The 15,349-nt window shown below is 69.8% G+C and carries 10 protein-coding genes; 4 read left to right on the plus strand and 6 right to left on the minus strand.

Annotated features, from left to right (window positions below; all coding sequences use genetic code 11):
- Positions 1-36: 36 nt before the first annotated feature.
- The 4 genes from HRL51_RS04160 to HRL51_RS04175 form a co-directional block, all read right to left on the minus strand.
- A complete protein-coding gene (locus HRL51_RS04160) occupies positions 37-1,725 on the minus strand; it encodes a carboxylesterase/lipase family protein (protein ID WP_172121086.1) in 1,689 nt (562 codons plus the stop codon).
- Positions 1,726-1,838: 113 nt separating this feature from the next.
- On the minus strand, positions 1,839-3,398 hold the full coding sequence (locus HRL51_RS04165; protein WP_172121087.1) for a glycoside hydrolase family 43 protein: 1,560 nt from the start codon (positions 3,396-3,398) through the stop codon (positions 1,839-1,841).
- A 61-nt stretch (positions 3,399-3,459) separates the two neighbouring features.
- The gene (locus HRL51_RS04170; RefSeq protein ID WP_172121088.1) at positions 3,460-6,375 is read right to left on the minus strand and encodes an alpha-L-rhamnosidase; all 2,916 of its coding nucleotides are present in this window, start codon (positions 6,373-6,375) and stop codon (positions 3,460-3,462) included.
- Between the two features lie 215 nt (positions 6,376-6,590).
- Positions 6,591-7,262: a TetR/AcrR family transcriptional regulator gene (locus tag HRL51_RS04175; RefSeq protein ID WP_172121089.1), complete on the minus strand. Its 672-nt coding sequence runs from the start codon at positions 7,260-7,262 to the stop codon at positions 6,591-6,593.
- A gap of 168 nt (positions 7,263-7,430) precedes the next feature.
- Here HRL51_RS04175 and HRL51_RS04180 point away from each other — a divergent pair, with 168 nt between their 5' ends.
- From HRL51_RS04180 to HRL51_RS04195, 4 genes are all read left to right on the plus strand, one after another.
- Positions 7,431-8,765, plus strand: a complete 1,335-nt coding sequence (locus HRL51_RS04180) for an MFS transporter (RefSeq protein ID WP_172121090.1) — start codon at positions 7,431-7,433, stop codon at positions 8,763-8,765.
- A 95-nt stretch (positions 8,766-8,860) separates the two neighbouring features.
- Positions 8,861-10,141: a glycoside hydrolase family 1 protein gene (locus HRL51_RS04185; RefSeq protein WP_172121091.1), complete on the plus strand. Its 1,281-nt coding sequence runs from the start codon at positions 8,861-8,863 to the stop codon at positions 10,139-10,141.
- Between the two features lie 421 nt (positions 10,142-10,562).
- Entirely contained in the window at positions 10,563-10,910 is a 348-nt protein-coding gene (locus HRL51_RS04190) for a hypothetical protein (protein WP_172121092.1), read from the plus strand.
- A 157-nt stretch (positions 10,911-11,067) separates the two neighbouring features.
- Positions 11,068-11,328 carry a hypothetical protein gene (locus tag HRL51_RS04195; protein WP_172121093.1) on the plus strand — a complete coding sequence of 87 codons (261 nt, stop codon included), beginning with the start codon at positions 11,068-11,070 and terminating at the stop codon, positions 11,326-11,328.
- Here the strand turns inward: HRL51_RS04195 and HRL51_RS04200 are convergent.
- Complete coding sequence (locus HRL51_RS04200) at positions 11,309-14,290, minus strand: glycosyl hydrolase (RefSeq protein ID WP_172121094.1); 2,982 nt, start codon at positions 14,288-14,290, stop codon at positions 11,309-11,311. The genes HRL51_RS04195 and HRL51_RS04200 overlap by 20 nt on opposite strands.
- A gap of 210 nt (positions 14,291-14,500) precedes the next feature.
- Complete coding sequence (locus HRL51_RS04205) at positions 14,501-15,328, minus strand: class II aldolase/adducin family protein (protein WP_172121095.1); 828 nt, start codon at positions 15,326-15,328, stop codon at positions 14,501-14,503.
- Positions 15,329-15,349: the final 21 nt, after the last annotated feature.

The raw sequence follows: 15,349 nt of genomic DNA on the forward strand, positions 1-15,349 counted from the left end.
GCGTGTGGTCCGTGCACTCGCGCGCCTCTCAGAGTCTCAGCCTCGCTGAAGCAGGTGGAAGTCCCAGCTGAAGACCTCGCCGTCGCTGGCTCCCTCGGGCGCCTCGGGCCCGCCGTAGGTACGGCCGGTGCGCGAGAGCGCCCACGGCCGCCATCCGGGGTCGCCGTGACGAAGGAGTTCCACCCAGTCGGCGTGTGCCGCCGTCGCCAGGGCCTGCGGACGGTGCGGGCCCTGGACGGCGTCGGCATGAGGGTGGGTTAGGCAGTCGAAGACGAAGGGGACCTCCTGGCAGTGCCCGGCCAGGCCCGCGCCCGGTCCCGGGACCGTCGAGCCCCAGGCGAAGTCGTAGAGCCAGGTCCTTCCTGCTGCCTCCCGCTCCTCAGCGCGCAGACGCACCACCTCTAGCGCAGGCAGCCGGAAGAGATAGTCGGAGATGACCTGTCCCGCACCCACGAGATCGGCGTCGGGGCGCCCCGAGAGCTCGGGATAGGCTGCGTGAAAGGCCTCGACCTCGACCGGCTCCAGGCCGGCTTCGGCCAGCAGGCGGTCCACGCTCACCTGCTCCGCGCCACCGCACAGCCGCGCCAGGGGCTCGGCCAGTGCGTGACCGATGAGCGTCATCTCATGGGTCACCCCGCCAATGAGCAGCGGGACCTGGTGACCGGCCCCGGCGCGCACAGCCTCGAAGGTCGACCGTGGCAGGACCTCTCCGTCGACCACCGGCATGAAGGTACGTGACATCGTGCGAGGCAGCCGCAGGAAGGGCGCCAGCCCTTCAGGACCCAGGTCGATGTCAAAGAGCGGGAACTCGGTGCCTAGCATGGCTGCGACGTCGAGCACCGCTTCCTCGCTCAGGCTGCGCCAGCCAGCCAGGGTGGCTGGCACGCCAGCGATCTCGGCCCCGCGCAAGGCCACGGCACGAGCGTCGGCGACCGTGGCCGCCGTCGTCCCACCGGACTGGCAGATCGCGGCGCTGAACAGGCCACGAGCGCCTGGAGCGGTCAGCAGCGCGAGCACGCTCGCTCCGCCCGCGCTCTGGCCGGCGATGGTGACGCGCTCTGGGTCCCCGCCAAAGGCGGCGATATTCTCACTCACCCACTCCAGCGCCATGACCTGGTCCAGGATGCCGCGGTTGACCGGTGCGTCGGAGTCCGGCACCCAGCCGAAGCCATCCATGCCCAGGCGGTAGGACAGGCTGACCGTCACCACTCCGTCACGGTTGAAGGCTGCGCCGTCGTAGTACGGGCTGTTATGGCTGCCGGCGAAGAAGCCGCCGCCGTGGATCCACACCAGGACCGGTAGCCGGGCCTCCGAGGCGGGATCAGGAGTGAAGACGTTGAGGTTGAGGACCTCCTCACCGCTCACGCTGGGCTCAGGGATCGCGGTGGTCACCCCGAAGGGGCGACGCTGAGGCGTGGGACCGGGTATAGCCGCCTCACGTACGCCCTGCCAGTGCTTGGCGCGCACGGGTGCCATGAAGCGTCGCGGGCCCACCGGCGCCTGAGCGTAGGGGATGTTGTAGAAGGCTGCCGAGCGGTCGTAGGTCGCGGGTGCGGCGCCGGGCGGGACCGCGACCTGACGCCAGACCCCACGCAGGGTGCCGGCTGGCGCGCTGACCACGGGGCCCGTCTCGCCGGTGGGGACGGCGATCGGGGTGGAGGCGGGGTGGATCGCCCAGGCGGGTGACGCCGTGGTGGAGCGGTCGGTGAGCGGTGGCTGGGTCATGGTGGGTCCTCGTGAGTGGTTGAGCAGGGTGCGTCCGTGCCAGGGCGGACGACGACGCCAAGCTCCACTGTAGGAGCGCGGCGCCGTCGGGCGGCTGCGTGGGGCAGTGCGTGCTAGGCCGTGGTGTAGGTCAGCGACCGGATACGGGTGCGGCCAGCCAGCGCGCGCACCCCGATCATGCGGCCGGTGAAGCCACCGGCTACCTCGCTGGACAGGAGGCGGCCGTCCAGACGACCCAGCTCGTGGGCGCCCTCGTCGTCACTGAGGCCGAGGATGAGGGTGTCAGGCACCTGCGAGCCGAAGAAGCCGGGCTCGGGTGGCTCTGCTCGCGCCCACAGGCGCACCGGGCCCGCAGCCGGGAGCGCCGGGCCGAGCTGCTGGGACAGGTCCAGGACCGTGGCGAGCGCGCAGACTCGACTGTCCTGCCATCGCACGGCCACGTGGTGCTCAGGGGAGAGGTACACGCACATCTCGGCGACGGCTCCTGCCTCCGGCTCCAGGAGCGCCTCGGCGCGCCACTGCTCGTCGCGCACGCGGGCGCACAGCAGCGGCGCCGGGAGGGTCGCGTCCTGCGGGCCGGTCATGGCGAGGACGCCGTCCTCGTCCCGGCAGAGCGCGGTGCGTGCCAGGCCGCCGGGAGAGACCCAGCGGTCATCCAGGTCCCAGGGCTCGTCCCCGCTGGCCACAGGGCCTGCCGAGCCGGCAAAGGTGTCAGTGAAGGAGCGGTCAGTGGCCGCCTCCTGGTCCCGCACGGCCTGCTCATAGCGGGACTCGTCGACCTCGGGCCAGTCCCCGTCCCAGTCCACGCCGACCACGAAGGTCTCGCGGCCGTTGAGGTGGTAGCCGGGGAAGGGCTCACGCTGGCGGATACCCAGGTGGACCATCGCGAAGCGTGTGCCCTCCCAGGTCTCGTCACCCTCCAGCGGCACCAGGTCGGCGTGGCCGGTCGCCTGGACTGGGTGGTCGGTCGAGCGGTGGGTGAGGACGGGACCCACCGGATGGGGCTCCCACGGCCCGGTCAGCTCGCGCGAACGGGCCATGGTCACGCAGTGCCCGACGCCGGTCCCGCCCTCGGCCAGCAGCAGGTACCACCACCCGTGACGGCGGTAGAGGTGCGGCCCCTCGGGGTCACGCATGCCTGTTCCCTGCCACAGGGCCACGGGCTCGCCCAGGCGCCTCCCGGTGGTGGGATCGATGGGCACGGAGGTGATCGTGGAGGTCACGGCGCCGTCGGCGAAGGAGACGGCCCGCCAGGTGAGGTAGCAGGTGCCTTCCTCGTCCCAGGCCAGGTCCGGGTCGATGCCGGGGGTGTCGGGGACCAGGACAGGATCGGACCAGCCGGCCTCAGGGTCGGTGGTAGTGACGATCCGCTGCCCCATGGGCTCCTGGCCCATGTTGGTGACCACCAGGTAGAAGGTGCCCTCGTGGTGGCGGATCGTGGGGGCGAAGGTGCCCTGGGAGCCGGCGTCGGCCTGTGGTAGCGGGAGGGCCGAGGGGCGCTCGTAGGCGTGCCCCACCTGCTCCCAGATCACCAGGTCGCCCGAGCGGTGGACCGGGACGCCGGGCAGGTACTCAAAGCTGGAGCTGGCCAGCCAGTAGGTTCCCTGTACGCGGCAGATGGAGGGATCGGGGTAGAAGCCGGGCAGGACCGGCAGGGTGTTGAACGCGTTCATCACTGCTTCCTCGCTGTGACGGCCTGGCCCAGGACGCTGGGCCAGGCCGTAGGCGTGAGAGTCAGGACTGCTGAGCCGCCGGGACGGGAGCCGCCTGGGAGGCGACCTCGTTGATCACCGAGTCGAGGGCGGCACGCGTCTGCTCCAGCCCTGGCACGAAGCCGTAGACCGTAGCGGCCCCGGGCAGGACCTTCGCGGTGGAGTCCAGCTCGTGCTTGAGCATACGCGTGATCGTGGAGGCCGGGTCCTGTCCGAACATCGGGTGCGTGCCGGAGACTGCGTCGATGATCCTCGCCCACACCTCGGGGTCGTCGATGACGTCCCGCACGGTCAGGATCGGGCGCTGGCCCTCCTCCAGGTCAGAGACGGTCACGGTCCACTCGTGCACGCCGTGCCCCACCTGGACGCTCTCGCCGCCCGGCAGGCAGACCTCGGCGCTGGCGCCCACGGGTACCTGGAGGCTCAGGTGCAGGGTGGCCCCCTTCAGCTCCCAGGAGGTGCGAGCGGTGCCCAGCGGCAGCCGGCGTACCACACTGGCCGAGGTGAAGCCGTGACCCACCTGCGGGGCCACTCGCAGCTGGCTGCCGCCTGGGCTGACCGGCTCAAGGCCAGCCAGGTCGGTCAGCAGCCACTGGGAGACCGCACCCAGGGCGTAGTGGTTGAAGCTCGTCATCTCCCCGGGGTTGATCTCCCCGTTGGGCAGCATCGAGTCCCAGCGCTCCCAGATAGTCGTGGCGCCCATCGTGATGGGGTAGAGCCAGCTCGGGCAGCCCTTCTCCAGCACGAGGCGGGAGGCGGTGGCCGCCTGACCGCCCTTGACCAGGGCGATGGGGACCAGCGGGGTGCCCACGAAGCCGGTGGAGATGCGGAAGGAGCGCAGACGCACCAGGTCCGCCAGGCGCCGGCCCGCGCCGGCCACGCGCCGCGGGGTGTCCAGCAGGTCCCAGGCCAGGGCCTGGGAGTAGACGGTGGCGCAGTCGGACATGACCATGCCGTCAGCGGTGACGTAGGCGTCGAGGTAGGCCTGGCGCACCGCGGCGGCCAGCGCCTCGTAGTGGGCGGCGCGCTTGGCGTTGCCCAGGGCCTGGTAGGCATGAGCGGTGATCTGCGCGCTACGGGCGAAGTAGGCGGTGGCGACGACGTCGGCGTCCGCCTTGGCTGCGGCTGCGTCCTCCGGCGGGGCGTCAGGGTCGAGCCAGTCGCCGAACTGGAAGCCGCCGCGCCACAGGTGACTGTCCCCGGCGACATCATCCACCCCGTCCACGAAGCAGGCCATGGCCTCGACCGAGCTGGCCAGCAGGCCCAGGTCCCCGGTGGCCTCGTAGGCGGCCCAGGGCACGAGCGTGATGGCGTCGCCCCAGGCGCAGGTGAGCTTGTTGCCCTCCAGGACGTTAGGGGAGACCACCGGCAGCGCGCCGTCGGGAGTCTGGGCCCAGGCCAGGTCCTTGACCCAGGAGTCTAGGAAGGCGGAGGCGTCGTACAGGGACAGTGACGTCGGGGCGAAGGCTCCGATGTCCCCGGTCCAGCCCAGGCGCTCGTCGCGTTGGGGGCAGTCGGTGGGCACGGTGATGAAGTTGTCGATGGTGGACCAGCGGGTGTTCTCCACCAGCGTGGTGACCAGCGGATGGGAGGAGGAGAACCAGGCGGTGCGCTCCATGCCGGCCGAGACCACACGAGCGGTGATCGAGGCGGCCAGCGCGGCGTCGTCACCGGGGAAGCCGTCGACCTCGACGTAGCGAAAGCCGTGCTGGGTGAGGGTGGGGGCGAAGACGTCCTCGCCGCCGGACAGCGTGACGCGGTCCGTCGCCTCGGCGTTGCGCAGCGGCCTGGTCCCCAGCTCGCCGTGCTCCATGACCTCGGCGTGACGCAGGGTGACGACCTGGCCGGCCTCGCCGCGCGCGGTCAGGCGGACGTGGCCGGTCAGGTTCTGACCGAAGTCCACCACCGTCTTGCCAGCGGGCGTGGTGAGGACCTCGACGGGCGCGACCTCGCCGATGACCGTAGGCAGGGGCAGGGTGGTCGGCTCCAGCGCGGCCTCGGGAAGGTCGAGCACCTCCACGGCCGTCTCGGCGGCCTGGTCGCCCAGGGCGGGCAGACGCAGGTCGGTGGACTGGCCGTTGTACAGGTCGTTGGCGGTGATGTTGGAGGGACGGGTCGCCCAGGTCGAGTCGGTCACGATCGAGGTGCGCTCGCCACCTTCGCTGCTCAGCTCCAGCTGGGCGGCCAGCCACAGCCTCTCGCCGTAGACGCACTCCCTCATCAGCCAGGTCAGGTGCCCGCGGTACCAGCCGTTGCCCAGGACGACGGCGAGCTCGTGCTCGCCGGGGGACAGGACGGAGGTGAGGTCGTGGGTCTGGGCGAGGAAACGGCTGCGGTACTCCGTCCAGCCCGGGGCGAGCTCGTCGCTGCCGATCTTGACGCCGTCGAGGTAGGCCTCGTAGGTACCGCCGGCACTCAGGTGCAGCCGGGCAGCAGCCAGCGGCTCGGTGACGGTGAAGCGGCGTACGAGGACCGGGGCGACGTCGGCTCGCTGGTTGCCGGGGGCGGTGACCGCCTGGGCGGTCCAGTCGGCGCGCTCCAGGAGCCCGGTCTCGACGGCGGCGGGCTCGGACCAGGGTGAGAGGACGCCGTCGTCTCCGGCCACGCGCACGCGCCAGGTCGCGCGCTCGCGGGAGGCCAGCGGTGCGGTCGGCCATGTCTGGAAGAGGGAGGACCGGGAGGTGAGGGAGAAGACCTCGGTGACGGGCTGGGAGCCGACGGCGGCACGGGCGATCTCGATCTCGGCACGCGCCTGGCTCCAGCCCTGCGGAGCCGAGGGGACCTCCCAGGACAGGGCCGGGGTGGTGAAGGTGCCGCCGAGGACGTCGGTGCCTGCGCGGTGGTGGTCCACACGCAGGCGTACGGGGGCCGCGAGGGGCCCGACGGGGTCGGAGACCTCGGGCGCCGGGGCGTCGAGAAGGGTGGAGTGGTCAGGCATGGCGTCCTCCGGATCGTCCTTGAACCGTTTCATATCGGTGTGAGGCACTTTAGGCACGTGCTCCGCGCGCTGTCAACGGGGTGCCGTGCGCCGTCGAAACCGTGGCTTCCTGTTCTGGACCGGGGTATACAACCGCATGGATACCCCGGTCCGGAACGCAAAACCACGTTTGTGACGCGGGAGAGGGGAGGGGTGGGCGCTCGTGGTCCGACGTGCTAGGCGCGTAGGTGCGAGACGACGTCGGCTGTGACGGCTGCCATGTCGACGCTCGGGTCGAGCAGCCACTCGGCCTGCACCCCCTCGATGAGTGAGGCCAGTGTCAGCGCGGTCAGGTCCAGGTCGAGGTCGGCGCGAATGCGTCCGGCCGCCTGGTCGGCGGCGAGGTCGGCGCGGATCGCGCTACGGAAGCGGTGGGTCAGGCTGACGACGTAGTCGTGCGCCGGGTGGGAGGGGTTGATGGCCTCGGCCCGCATGACGACGTCCAGCTGGATCAGTCCGCGGATGGTGGCGTTGTGCGCCATAACCTGGGGTAGGGCATCCAGGAAACCGTGCTGGGCGAAGAGCTCGGTGCGCCAGCCGGCCTCGAGCTCCTCCCGCCGGGTCAGGACGGCCTGGAGGATGGCGTCCTTGGTGCCGAAGTGGTGGCGCAGGAGGGTGTGGCTGACGCCGACGGCGTCGGCGATCTGGCGCAGTGACAGGCCTTGGAACCCTTGCTCGGCAAAGACCTGAGTGGCTGCGTCGATGATCTCGGCGCGACGCCGCTCCCCGTTGGTGTAGCGCGTACGGCCGTCCGGCGTGGCGGCGGGGGTGGTGTGAGCGGGGGGCGCCGCCTGGGCCTTGGGCTCGTGCGTGGCGCGGTCGTCCCGTGTGGTTGGTGTGCCTGGCATGGTCCTCGCTCCCTGTCCCGGGCAGTCTAGCGACTGAGACATGTTCCACTTTGGTTGAGATGTAGATCTCGACCAAAGTGGAACATGTTGGGTTATGGTGCTGGCACGCAGCGACTGCTGCTCCCAGCAGTCGGCGACAAGCCGACCTCCTCATCTCAAGGACGATCGATGAGCACTACATCTGCACCCCGCCCGGAGGACGTCGCTGACGACGTCGCTCCCGCCGTCGTTGACACGCCTTCTCCCCAGGACGCGCAGGACGCCGAGTACCAGGCCATCGCGCGCAAGTTCGGCAGCCCCAGGCGCACAGTCTGGCTGGTCCTGATCGCCGCCATCGGCGGGTACGTCATGATGATGGGCATGGGTACGGCCTTCCAGCTGCGCCTGTCCGTCATCGACAAGGACCTGGCAACCCTCGTCTACTCCCGAGCCACCTCGCTGTCCGCGCTGCTCATGCTGGCCGTCGTGCCCGTCGTCGGAGCGCTGTCCGACCGCACGATCTCGCGTTTGGGGCGTCGTCGTCCCTGGATGCTGGGCGGCTACCTCGTCGCCCTGGCGTGTTTCTGGCTCATCGGTACCTCGACCTCCTCGCTGGTCAGCATCGTGGCCTACATCATCGGTATCGCGGCCGCCCAGGCGGGCTTCAACGCCTACTCCACCATCCCGGTCGAGGGGGTCCCCGGGAACATGCGAGCCCGCGTCATGGGTGTCATGGGCCTGTGCGGTGCGCTGGCGATGAGCGCCGGCTCCTACCTGGCTGGCGCTCTGGTCAAGGTCAGCTCGGTGGCCCTGATGACCGTGCCGGCCGTCCTGGCCCTGGTGCTCGCGCTGCCCCTGCTCCTGCTCTATAAGGACCCGCAGCACACCCGTGAGGAGATCCCCTCCGGGGGCACGCTCTCCATGTTCACCCACATGCTCGTCAACCCCGTCAAGCACCCGGCCTTCGCCTGGGTGTGGGTCTCCCGCTTCCTTGCTGGCTCGGCCATGGCGGCCTTCCTGGGGTTCTTCGTCCTCTACCTCATCGTCGGGCTCGGCAACGATCCTGCCTCTGCCGGTGCTATCGCTGGGCGCCTGTCCCTCATGAGCGCCCCTGTCTCGATCGTCGTCTTCACCGGATCGGGCTGGATCGCGGACAAGCTGGGCATGCTCAAGCCCCTGGTCGCCCTGGCCTCGGTCATCATGGGCGTCGCCCTCGTCATCGCGGCGACCTCAGACTCCCTGACCGGATTCACGGTGGCCTGGATGCTCTTCGCCATCGGCCAGCCGATGTACCTCACGGTGGACCTGGCCCTGTGCGCCAAGGTGCTGCCCAGCGAGGCGGACGCGGGCAAGGACATGGCGGTCTTCGGTCTGGCCCTCAACCTCGGCAACGTGCTGGTCCCGGCGATCGCCCCGACCCTGCTGGGGCCGGACTCCAGCAACTACCCGCTCCTGTGGGGTGTGGGCACAGGCTTCTGCGTCCTGGCGGCGCTCATCATGCCACTGGTCAAGGGCGTGAAGTAGGCGACGAACCCGGCGCGAGGACTGGCTCGCTCTCGGTGACGTGCGTGCGTCTGCCTGCTACTGCTGACAATGAAGGAAACGAAAGGAATGATCCTGTGACAACAGCGTCGACTACCCAGACGGCGTCCACCCCGGTCTTCCCCGAGGGCTTCCTGTGGGGGACGGCGACCGCCTCCCACCAGGTCGAGGGCGGCAACACCAACAACGACGTCTGGCTCTACGAGCACGTCAGGCCCACGATGTATGCCGAGTCCTCCGGTGACGCCTGCGACCACTACCACCGCTACCGCGAGGACATCGCGCTGCTGGCCTCCCTGGGGCTGAACTCCTACCGCTTCTCCCTGGAGTGGAGCCGTATCGAGCCGGCGGAGGGAGAGTTCTCCGCAGTGGCCCTGGAGCACTACCGTGACATGCTGCGTGCCTGCCACGAGCACGGGCTGACCCCGTTGGTCACCTACCACCACTTCACCTCCCCGCAGTGGCTTATTGCCCGCGGTGGCTGGGAGGACGAGGGGACCCCGGAGCTCTTCGCCCGCTTCGCCCGCAAGGTGACGCAGGAGCTGGGCGACCTGTTCGACATCGCCTGCACCATGAACGAGCCCAACCTCGCTGTGCTCCTGGGAGAGCTGGGACTGGCCGAGCGTGACCCCGCCGACCGCGAGAAGAACCCGACCTGGGCCGGCGCCGGCCGGGCGCTGGGGATCCCGGCGAGCAAGGTGGCGGGCTTCCAGTTCGCGGCCACGGACAAGGCCTTTGAGATCAAGTGCGCTGCCCACAAGGCGGCTGTGGCCGCCATCAAGGAGGTCAAGCCCTCGATGAAGGCGGGCTGGACGCTTGCCAACACCGACTTTCACGCTGCCCCGGGGGGCGAGGAGCGCGTGAGGCGTCTGGTTGAGGAGAACAACCTGCGCTACCTGCGGGTCAGCGAGGGGGACGACTTCGTGGGGCTGCAGACCTACAACCGGACGGTGCTGGGGCCGGACGGCCCGGTGCCGCCGGCTCCGGACGCCGTGGTCAACCCGCAGGGCGAGGAGATCTGGCCCTGGGCGATCGGCGCCGTCGTCCGCCAGGCCTGGGAGACTGTCAAGGTCCCGATCATCGTCACTGAGAACGGCCTCAACACCGAGGACGACTCCCAGCGTGTGGACTTCCTGCGCACGGCCATCGCTGAGGTAGGCAAGGCGATTGCTGACGGCGTCCCGATCTCGGGCTACATGTGCTGGTCCGCCATGGACAACTTCGAGTGGATCTTCGGCTACGGCCCCAAGTTCGGCATCATCGCCGTGGACCGTCAGACTCAGGAGCGGACGCCCAAGGAGTCGGCCCGCGTGCTCGGAGAGATCGCGGGCTCGAACGGTCAGGTCCTGGCGGAGTAGAGCCGGCTGAGGTCGGACCGGGCTGTGCAAGAACTGTCCCGGCGGGCTCGTGACGGAGCTGCAGGCCAGCCCCTGCCCAACCTCCGCGTCGCTTTCGCCCCTGAACAGTCGCTTTCCATACTGCCCGCTGCGGAAGCGACTGTTCAGGGGCGAAAGCAATGAGGGGGGAAGGGATAGGGGTGGGGAGCAGGGGGCAGGGGGCTGAGGTCCTCGCCGTGGGAGCGGACTGGGCCGCGATCTTAAATCGTTTCAAATCCTGCGGTGTTTCTCCTGCCTCTCCACGCGGTCCCAAGGCATGATCCAGGTATGGCACCTGAAGACAACGCTGTCGCTGTACCAGGACCTCGCACGTCCTCCATCTCGACCTCATACCTCCGCCTCCTCTACCTTCCCCACTGCTGCCCACATCCCCATGGACCCGATGTCCTGGACCAGTCCGGAGCAGGTACTGATGGCCTTTCGCGAGCACTCCGTCGGCCCCTACCCTGACCGTCCCTGCACTGACCGCCGCGCGTGCCAAGCCCACAGCCAGGGCGAGGTGACCTGGCTCTACCACCCCGATGACTACCCGGCGGCGCTCCTGCACGCCATCGTCATGCGCGGGCGAGCAGCGGCCACCAACGTCGACTACGCCGACACCTACCGCCGCCCCAGCCCGGTCCTGCACCTGGTTGCCACGCAGACCACCTGCGTCTGCTGGCTCACGGAGACCGGGAGCCTGTTGAGGGGACGACGGCGTCTCTCGGCCAGGACGGCTGGTGGGAGCTGAGCGGCCATGGTGTGCTCGGCGCCCGTCTGACTGCGCCGCAGGCGGCGCGGCGGCGGGAACGGTGGCGGCCCGGGTGGACCCTTCCCAGACCCACACCCCCCTTCATGCGTGGGATGGCGCTGCGGGCCCTGCACACCCAGGGCTGGACGGGCAGGTCGTGGCCCACCTGCGCCAGGCCTGGGGGACGATGCTGCACGAGGAGATCTCCACCTTCTGGGAGGAGCTCCCCGGCACCGACCCCACTCCGTGGTCGATGTACGGTCCTCCCTTCGGCAAGAGCCTGTGCCGCGCCTGGTCCTCCGGCCCGATCACGCTGCTTCCCCAGGCAGTCCTCGGTCTGGAGCCGACGGCGTCCGTGTCTACTGTGCGCGGCTGCGCCACCTCATCGGTGGCCTGCCTCAGCCCTGGAGCAGCCTGACCGGTCCCTGCAGGCCGTAGCGTCGCAGCGGGACCTGGTGCGGACGAGGCTCTCCACCGGCGAGCATGAGCGCCATGTCCGGCAGGGCGTCGTAGTAGCCGCGTGCCTTGAGCCGGTTGGACAGGGAGGAGGAGACCCGCACGACCACCTCGTTGTCTTCCTGACGCAGCAGGCCGGTGACCTCAGCGACAGGTGCGGAGGTGTCGACACCTACCGGCGCTGAGCCGTTGACGGACACCGAGCTGAGCCCGCCGCCCACGTTCCCCAGGTCCAGCAGGACCCTGCCCGAGGGCAGCGTGTCCAGACGCACGGTGGTGCGGTACTCACCGACCCCGGAGACCTCGGCGCCCACGCCGTCGAGCTCGCACCACGGCGCCAGGCGGTGAGAAGCAGCGTGCATCGCAGTGACCTCGGTGTGAGGGACGACCTCGCGGGTGACGTAACCGAGCCCGCGGTCCTCCTCGATGACCTCGTCCTCGCCGGCGTCCCAGGACTCCACCGTGATGTCCCAGTCCGTGAGCTCGGTCAGTACCTGCTCCGCCCGGGAGCCGACGGCGCTGGCTCGTTCGGGGGAGGTGGGCGCCGCCGTCGAGCCTGAGACGGCCGAGCGGTCCAGGGTGACGACCGCCGGCTCGCCCGGGCGCAGGCTGACGGGCACCAGCGTGTCCTCGCCCTGGGGGTGGGAGGGGACCTCGGTGAGCGTGCCGGTCCACGCGTCCAGGCGGTAGGCGGTGCCGTGGCCGGGCAGGCGCAGCTCGACCGTGGTCGGCTCACCGGTCTCGTAGAGGTAGTGGTAGACGTAGACGTGCAGGAGGTCGCCGTCCTCGCGCTCGTAGGTGAGCACGTTCTCGTTCGCACGGGTCAGCTCGTGGTAGCCGCGCACGCCGAGGGCGCGCAGAGCGTCCAGGGTCTGGGACTGGTCGTCGATCTCGGCCACCGTGTCCAGCGTGCGCAGCTGCTCCATGGCGGCCGCCAGCTCCTCGTCGCGCCCGTCCAGGCCCGGTGTGCGCGAGGCGGCGCGCTCGTGGTGGTTGTAGCGGCCGGCCGCCAGGTAGGCCAGCTCGGTGACACCGTTGACGATGAGGACCTTGACGCCGGTACGCGCTACCTCCACCAGGCGGGCGGCCACGTCCGCGCTCAGTGCCTCCTGGTAGACGATGAGGGCCTGGTAGCCAGGCCCCTCGGGCTGGACGGTGCCCTCACCGAGGCTCACCTCGGGGCGCAGCAGGTAGGAGCCGTCAAAGAACTCGTAGGTCCAGCCGGCGTCCTGCATGCCCAGGTCCGCCCACCAGTGGTTGTCGCGCGCACGCATCCAGTGCCGGCCGTAGAGCTCCTCGTCCGCCACGCGCCGGCCCTCGGCGTCAAAGAAGACCATGCCGGAGCCGTTGTCGGTGAAGTGGTCGGTGCGCAGGATACCGACGTCGATGCGCGGGCGGCCCTGGCGCAGCAGGTACTGCATGCGTCCCACGGCCTGGGTCCACAGCGGATAGATCTCGGCGGCGGGCTGGCGGGTGTCGAAGCGCTCGGAGAAGAGGGGGAGCATGCCCTCGTGGCCCGGCCAGCTGGTGGTGCCCTCGGCCCCGCGTGGCGAGGACCAGCCGTGCAGGACGGTCTTGGTGATGCCGGCGGCGAGCTGGGTGTTGATGATCTGGTCGTAGAAGCGGTGGTCGAGCATGTGGTTACGCGTGGTGGCACCTGTCTCGGAGGAGTACTGCTTGCCCAGCAGGTGCGCAGCGCCGGCCATGAGGCGGTAGGCGTCGATCTGGGAGCCGAACTCCAGGGACTCGTTCTCGATGCCGTCCACCGCGATGCCGGGGCGGGTGAGCTCGAAGGGCAGGCCGTAGGAGATCTCCGAGCGCAGCGAGATGCCGTGGGAGTTGAGGAACTCCTTGAAGGGCAGCAGCATGTTCTCGATGTAGAGGTCGGTGAGCGTCTCGACGTAGTCGTGGCGGACCTTGGCCACCGTCACGGCGTCCGCGGCGTTGAGAGGCTCGAAGGTGTAGACGGTGGACACCGCCATGAGCGGGGCCCGGCTGACCAGCACCGGGAGCCAGGGGATGATGTCGTAGCCGCGGCGGGCGGCGAACTCATCGGCTACGGTCCGCCCCCAGAACATGCCGGCCTCGCCGGAGAGGTTGAGCTCCAGGGAGTCCATGTACATCTGGGCGCGTGGGTTGCGCGAGATGATCTCCTGGAGCTCATCGGTCAGGACCACCTCGCGCCAGTAGTCAATGACGGCGTTCACGCCGTCGCGCTCGAGGTAGTTGACCGTGTAGTTGACTGACGCTGAGGGCTTGGCGATCTGGCCGGTGCCGTGCTGCCAGAAGATGAACAGACGCCAGCTGCGAGAGTCCGGTGCACTCCAGGTCAGCTCGCGATCCTCGCCAGAGCCGGTGACCAGGTCCGTCAGGTTTGTCAGCGTGGAGACGTCGATGCGCGCAGGACCGTCCTCAGGCGTGGTGACGACGGCGGCGACCACGGCCACGAAGCGCTGACGTGTGCCGGGGATGCGCTCGAAGATGATGTCCGGGCCGTCGTAGGCGGCAGACAGGTCGGCGGTGGGCAGGGGTCCGCGGCGGGTGCCTGTCACGTCCTCGTAGACCAGGCCCAGCTCCTGGGCCGCGGCGTCGTCGTCGGGGGTGATCGTGGGCAGGTTGGCGTTGGACCAGTTCGTACCGGAGGTGAAGGAGAAGGACATGCCCCGCTCGGTGGTCTCGCGCGCGACGGTGACCGAGTCGTGGGTCCACTCCTCGCTGCCCCATCCGTAGCGGGAGTCGTCGATGCCGTCCTCGGGCATGGCCAGGAACTCCATGCCGCCAAAGCCCAGGCGGTGGGCCTGCTCGATCTCGTGGCGGATCGTGGCGTCGGTGTGCAGGCCCTCGGCGAGCCACCACCGCTGCTCGGGGCGGTACTCGATGCCGGGGTCTTTCAGGCGGGCGCGCAGCTGGTTGACCAGGCTCATGTGATTCTCCTTTGAATCGTTTCTCTACAGGTGTGCCCTGTACCCAGGGCTGTCTGGCTGGCAGGAGGGGGACGTGGGGGGGGGGGAGAGGAGGCCGGTGCGGTGCGTGCCACCGTCCGGTGGGCGCGCTGGGCGCTCCCTGGTGGTTGGACCGCCGCCTGCGGCCCGGCCCCGGGACGGTCCACGTCCTGGGGCCAGGTGGCAGGTAGGTCAGAACAGGTCGGTCTGGACGGCGAAGGCCTCGATGACCGCGCGCAGCTCCTCGTCCGTCACGCCCTCGCCGAGACCACCGGAGGTGATGTTGCGGACCTCGTACATGGCGCCGGTCTCGGCGTACTCGACCTTGTCGACGGCGGCCAGAGGAGCGTCGTCGGAGCGCACCATGATCCCGTGCTTGGACCACAGCACGATGACGTGGTCACGTAGGGCGCGCACGTTGTTCTCCATGAGGGTGGCCGAGCCGGGCACCATGAAGTCCAGGACCTCGATGCCCTGCGGCAGCTGGACGATCGTCTCCGGCTCCCAGCGCAGGATCCGGCGGTTGAAGTCCGCGGTGTTGCGGATGTCCTTGATGTGGGACAGCTGCACCAGGTACGGGGGCTGGGCGTGGATGACGGCCTGGAAGCTCACCCCGCGCGTGGCCACCTGGTCGTTGTGGACGGCCAGGTGGGAGTTGAACTCGCTGGTGGGGCGCACGTAGGCCTTGTCCGGGTGGGTGTACCAGGTGCCCGTCAGGCCGCCCTCGTCCACCACGAAGGCCGAGACGTTGGCCTCGGGGCTGGCGGCGACGTCACGCAGGCGGCAGCCCGAGCCGGTAACCAGCACGGTGTGTCCGGCCAGGGCCGGGGCCGCCAGCGGCAGCTCGGTGCCGGGGTGGGACTGCGGGAAGCGCTCGGCCAGGCCCAGCTCCTCGGCAGAGGCGTCGACGGACACCGAGATGTTGCCGGCGCCGGCCTCCACGGCGCCCATGTGGTCCAGGCGGCGTCCGGCGGCGCCCATCTGGGACAGGATCTCGTCAAGGGAGAGGCTGGTGGTCATGGTGACTCCTTGTGGTGGTGT

It is taken from the genome of Actinomyces faecalis (assembly GCF_013184985.2).
In the GTDB taxonomy this organism is placed as follows: Bacteria; Actinomycetota; Actinomycetes; order Actinomycetales; family Actinomycetaceae; genus Actinomyces; species Actinomyces faecalis.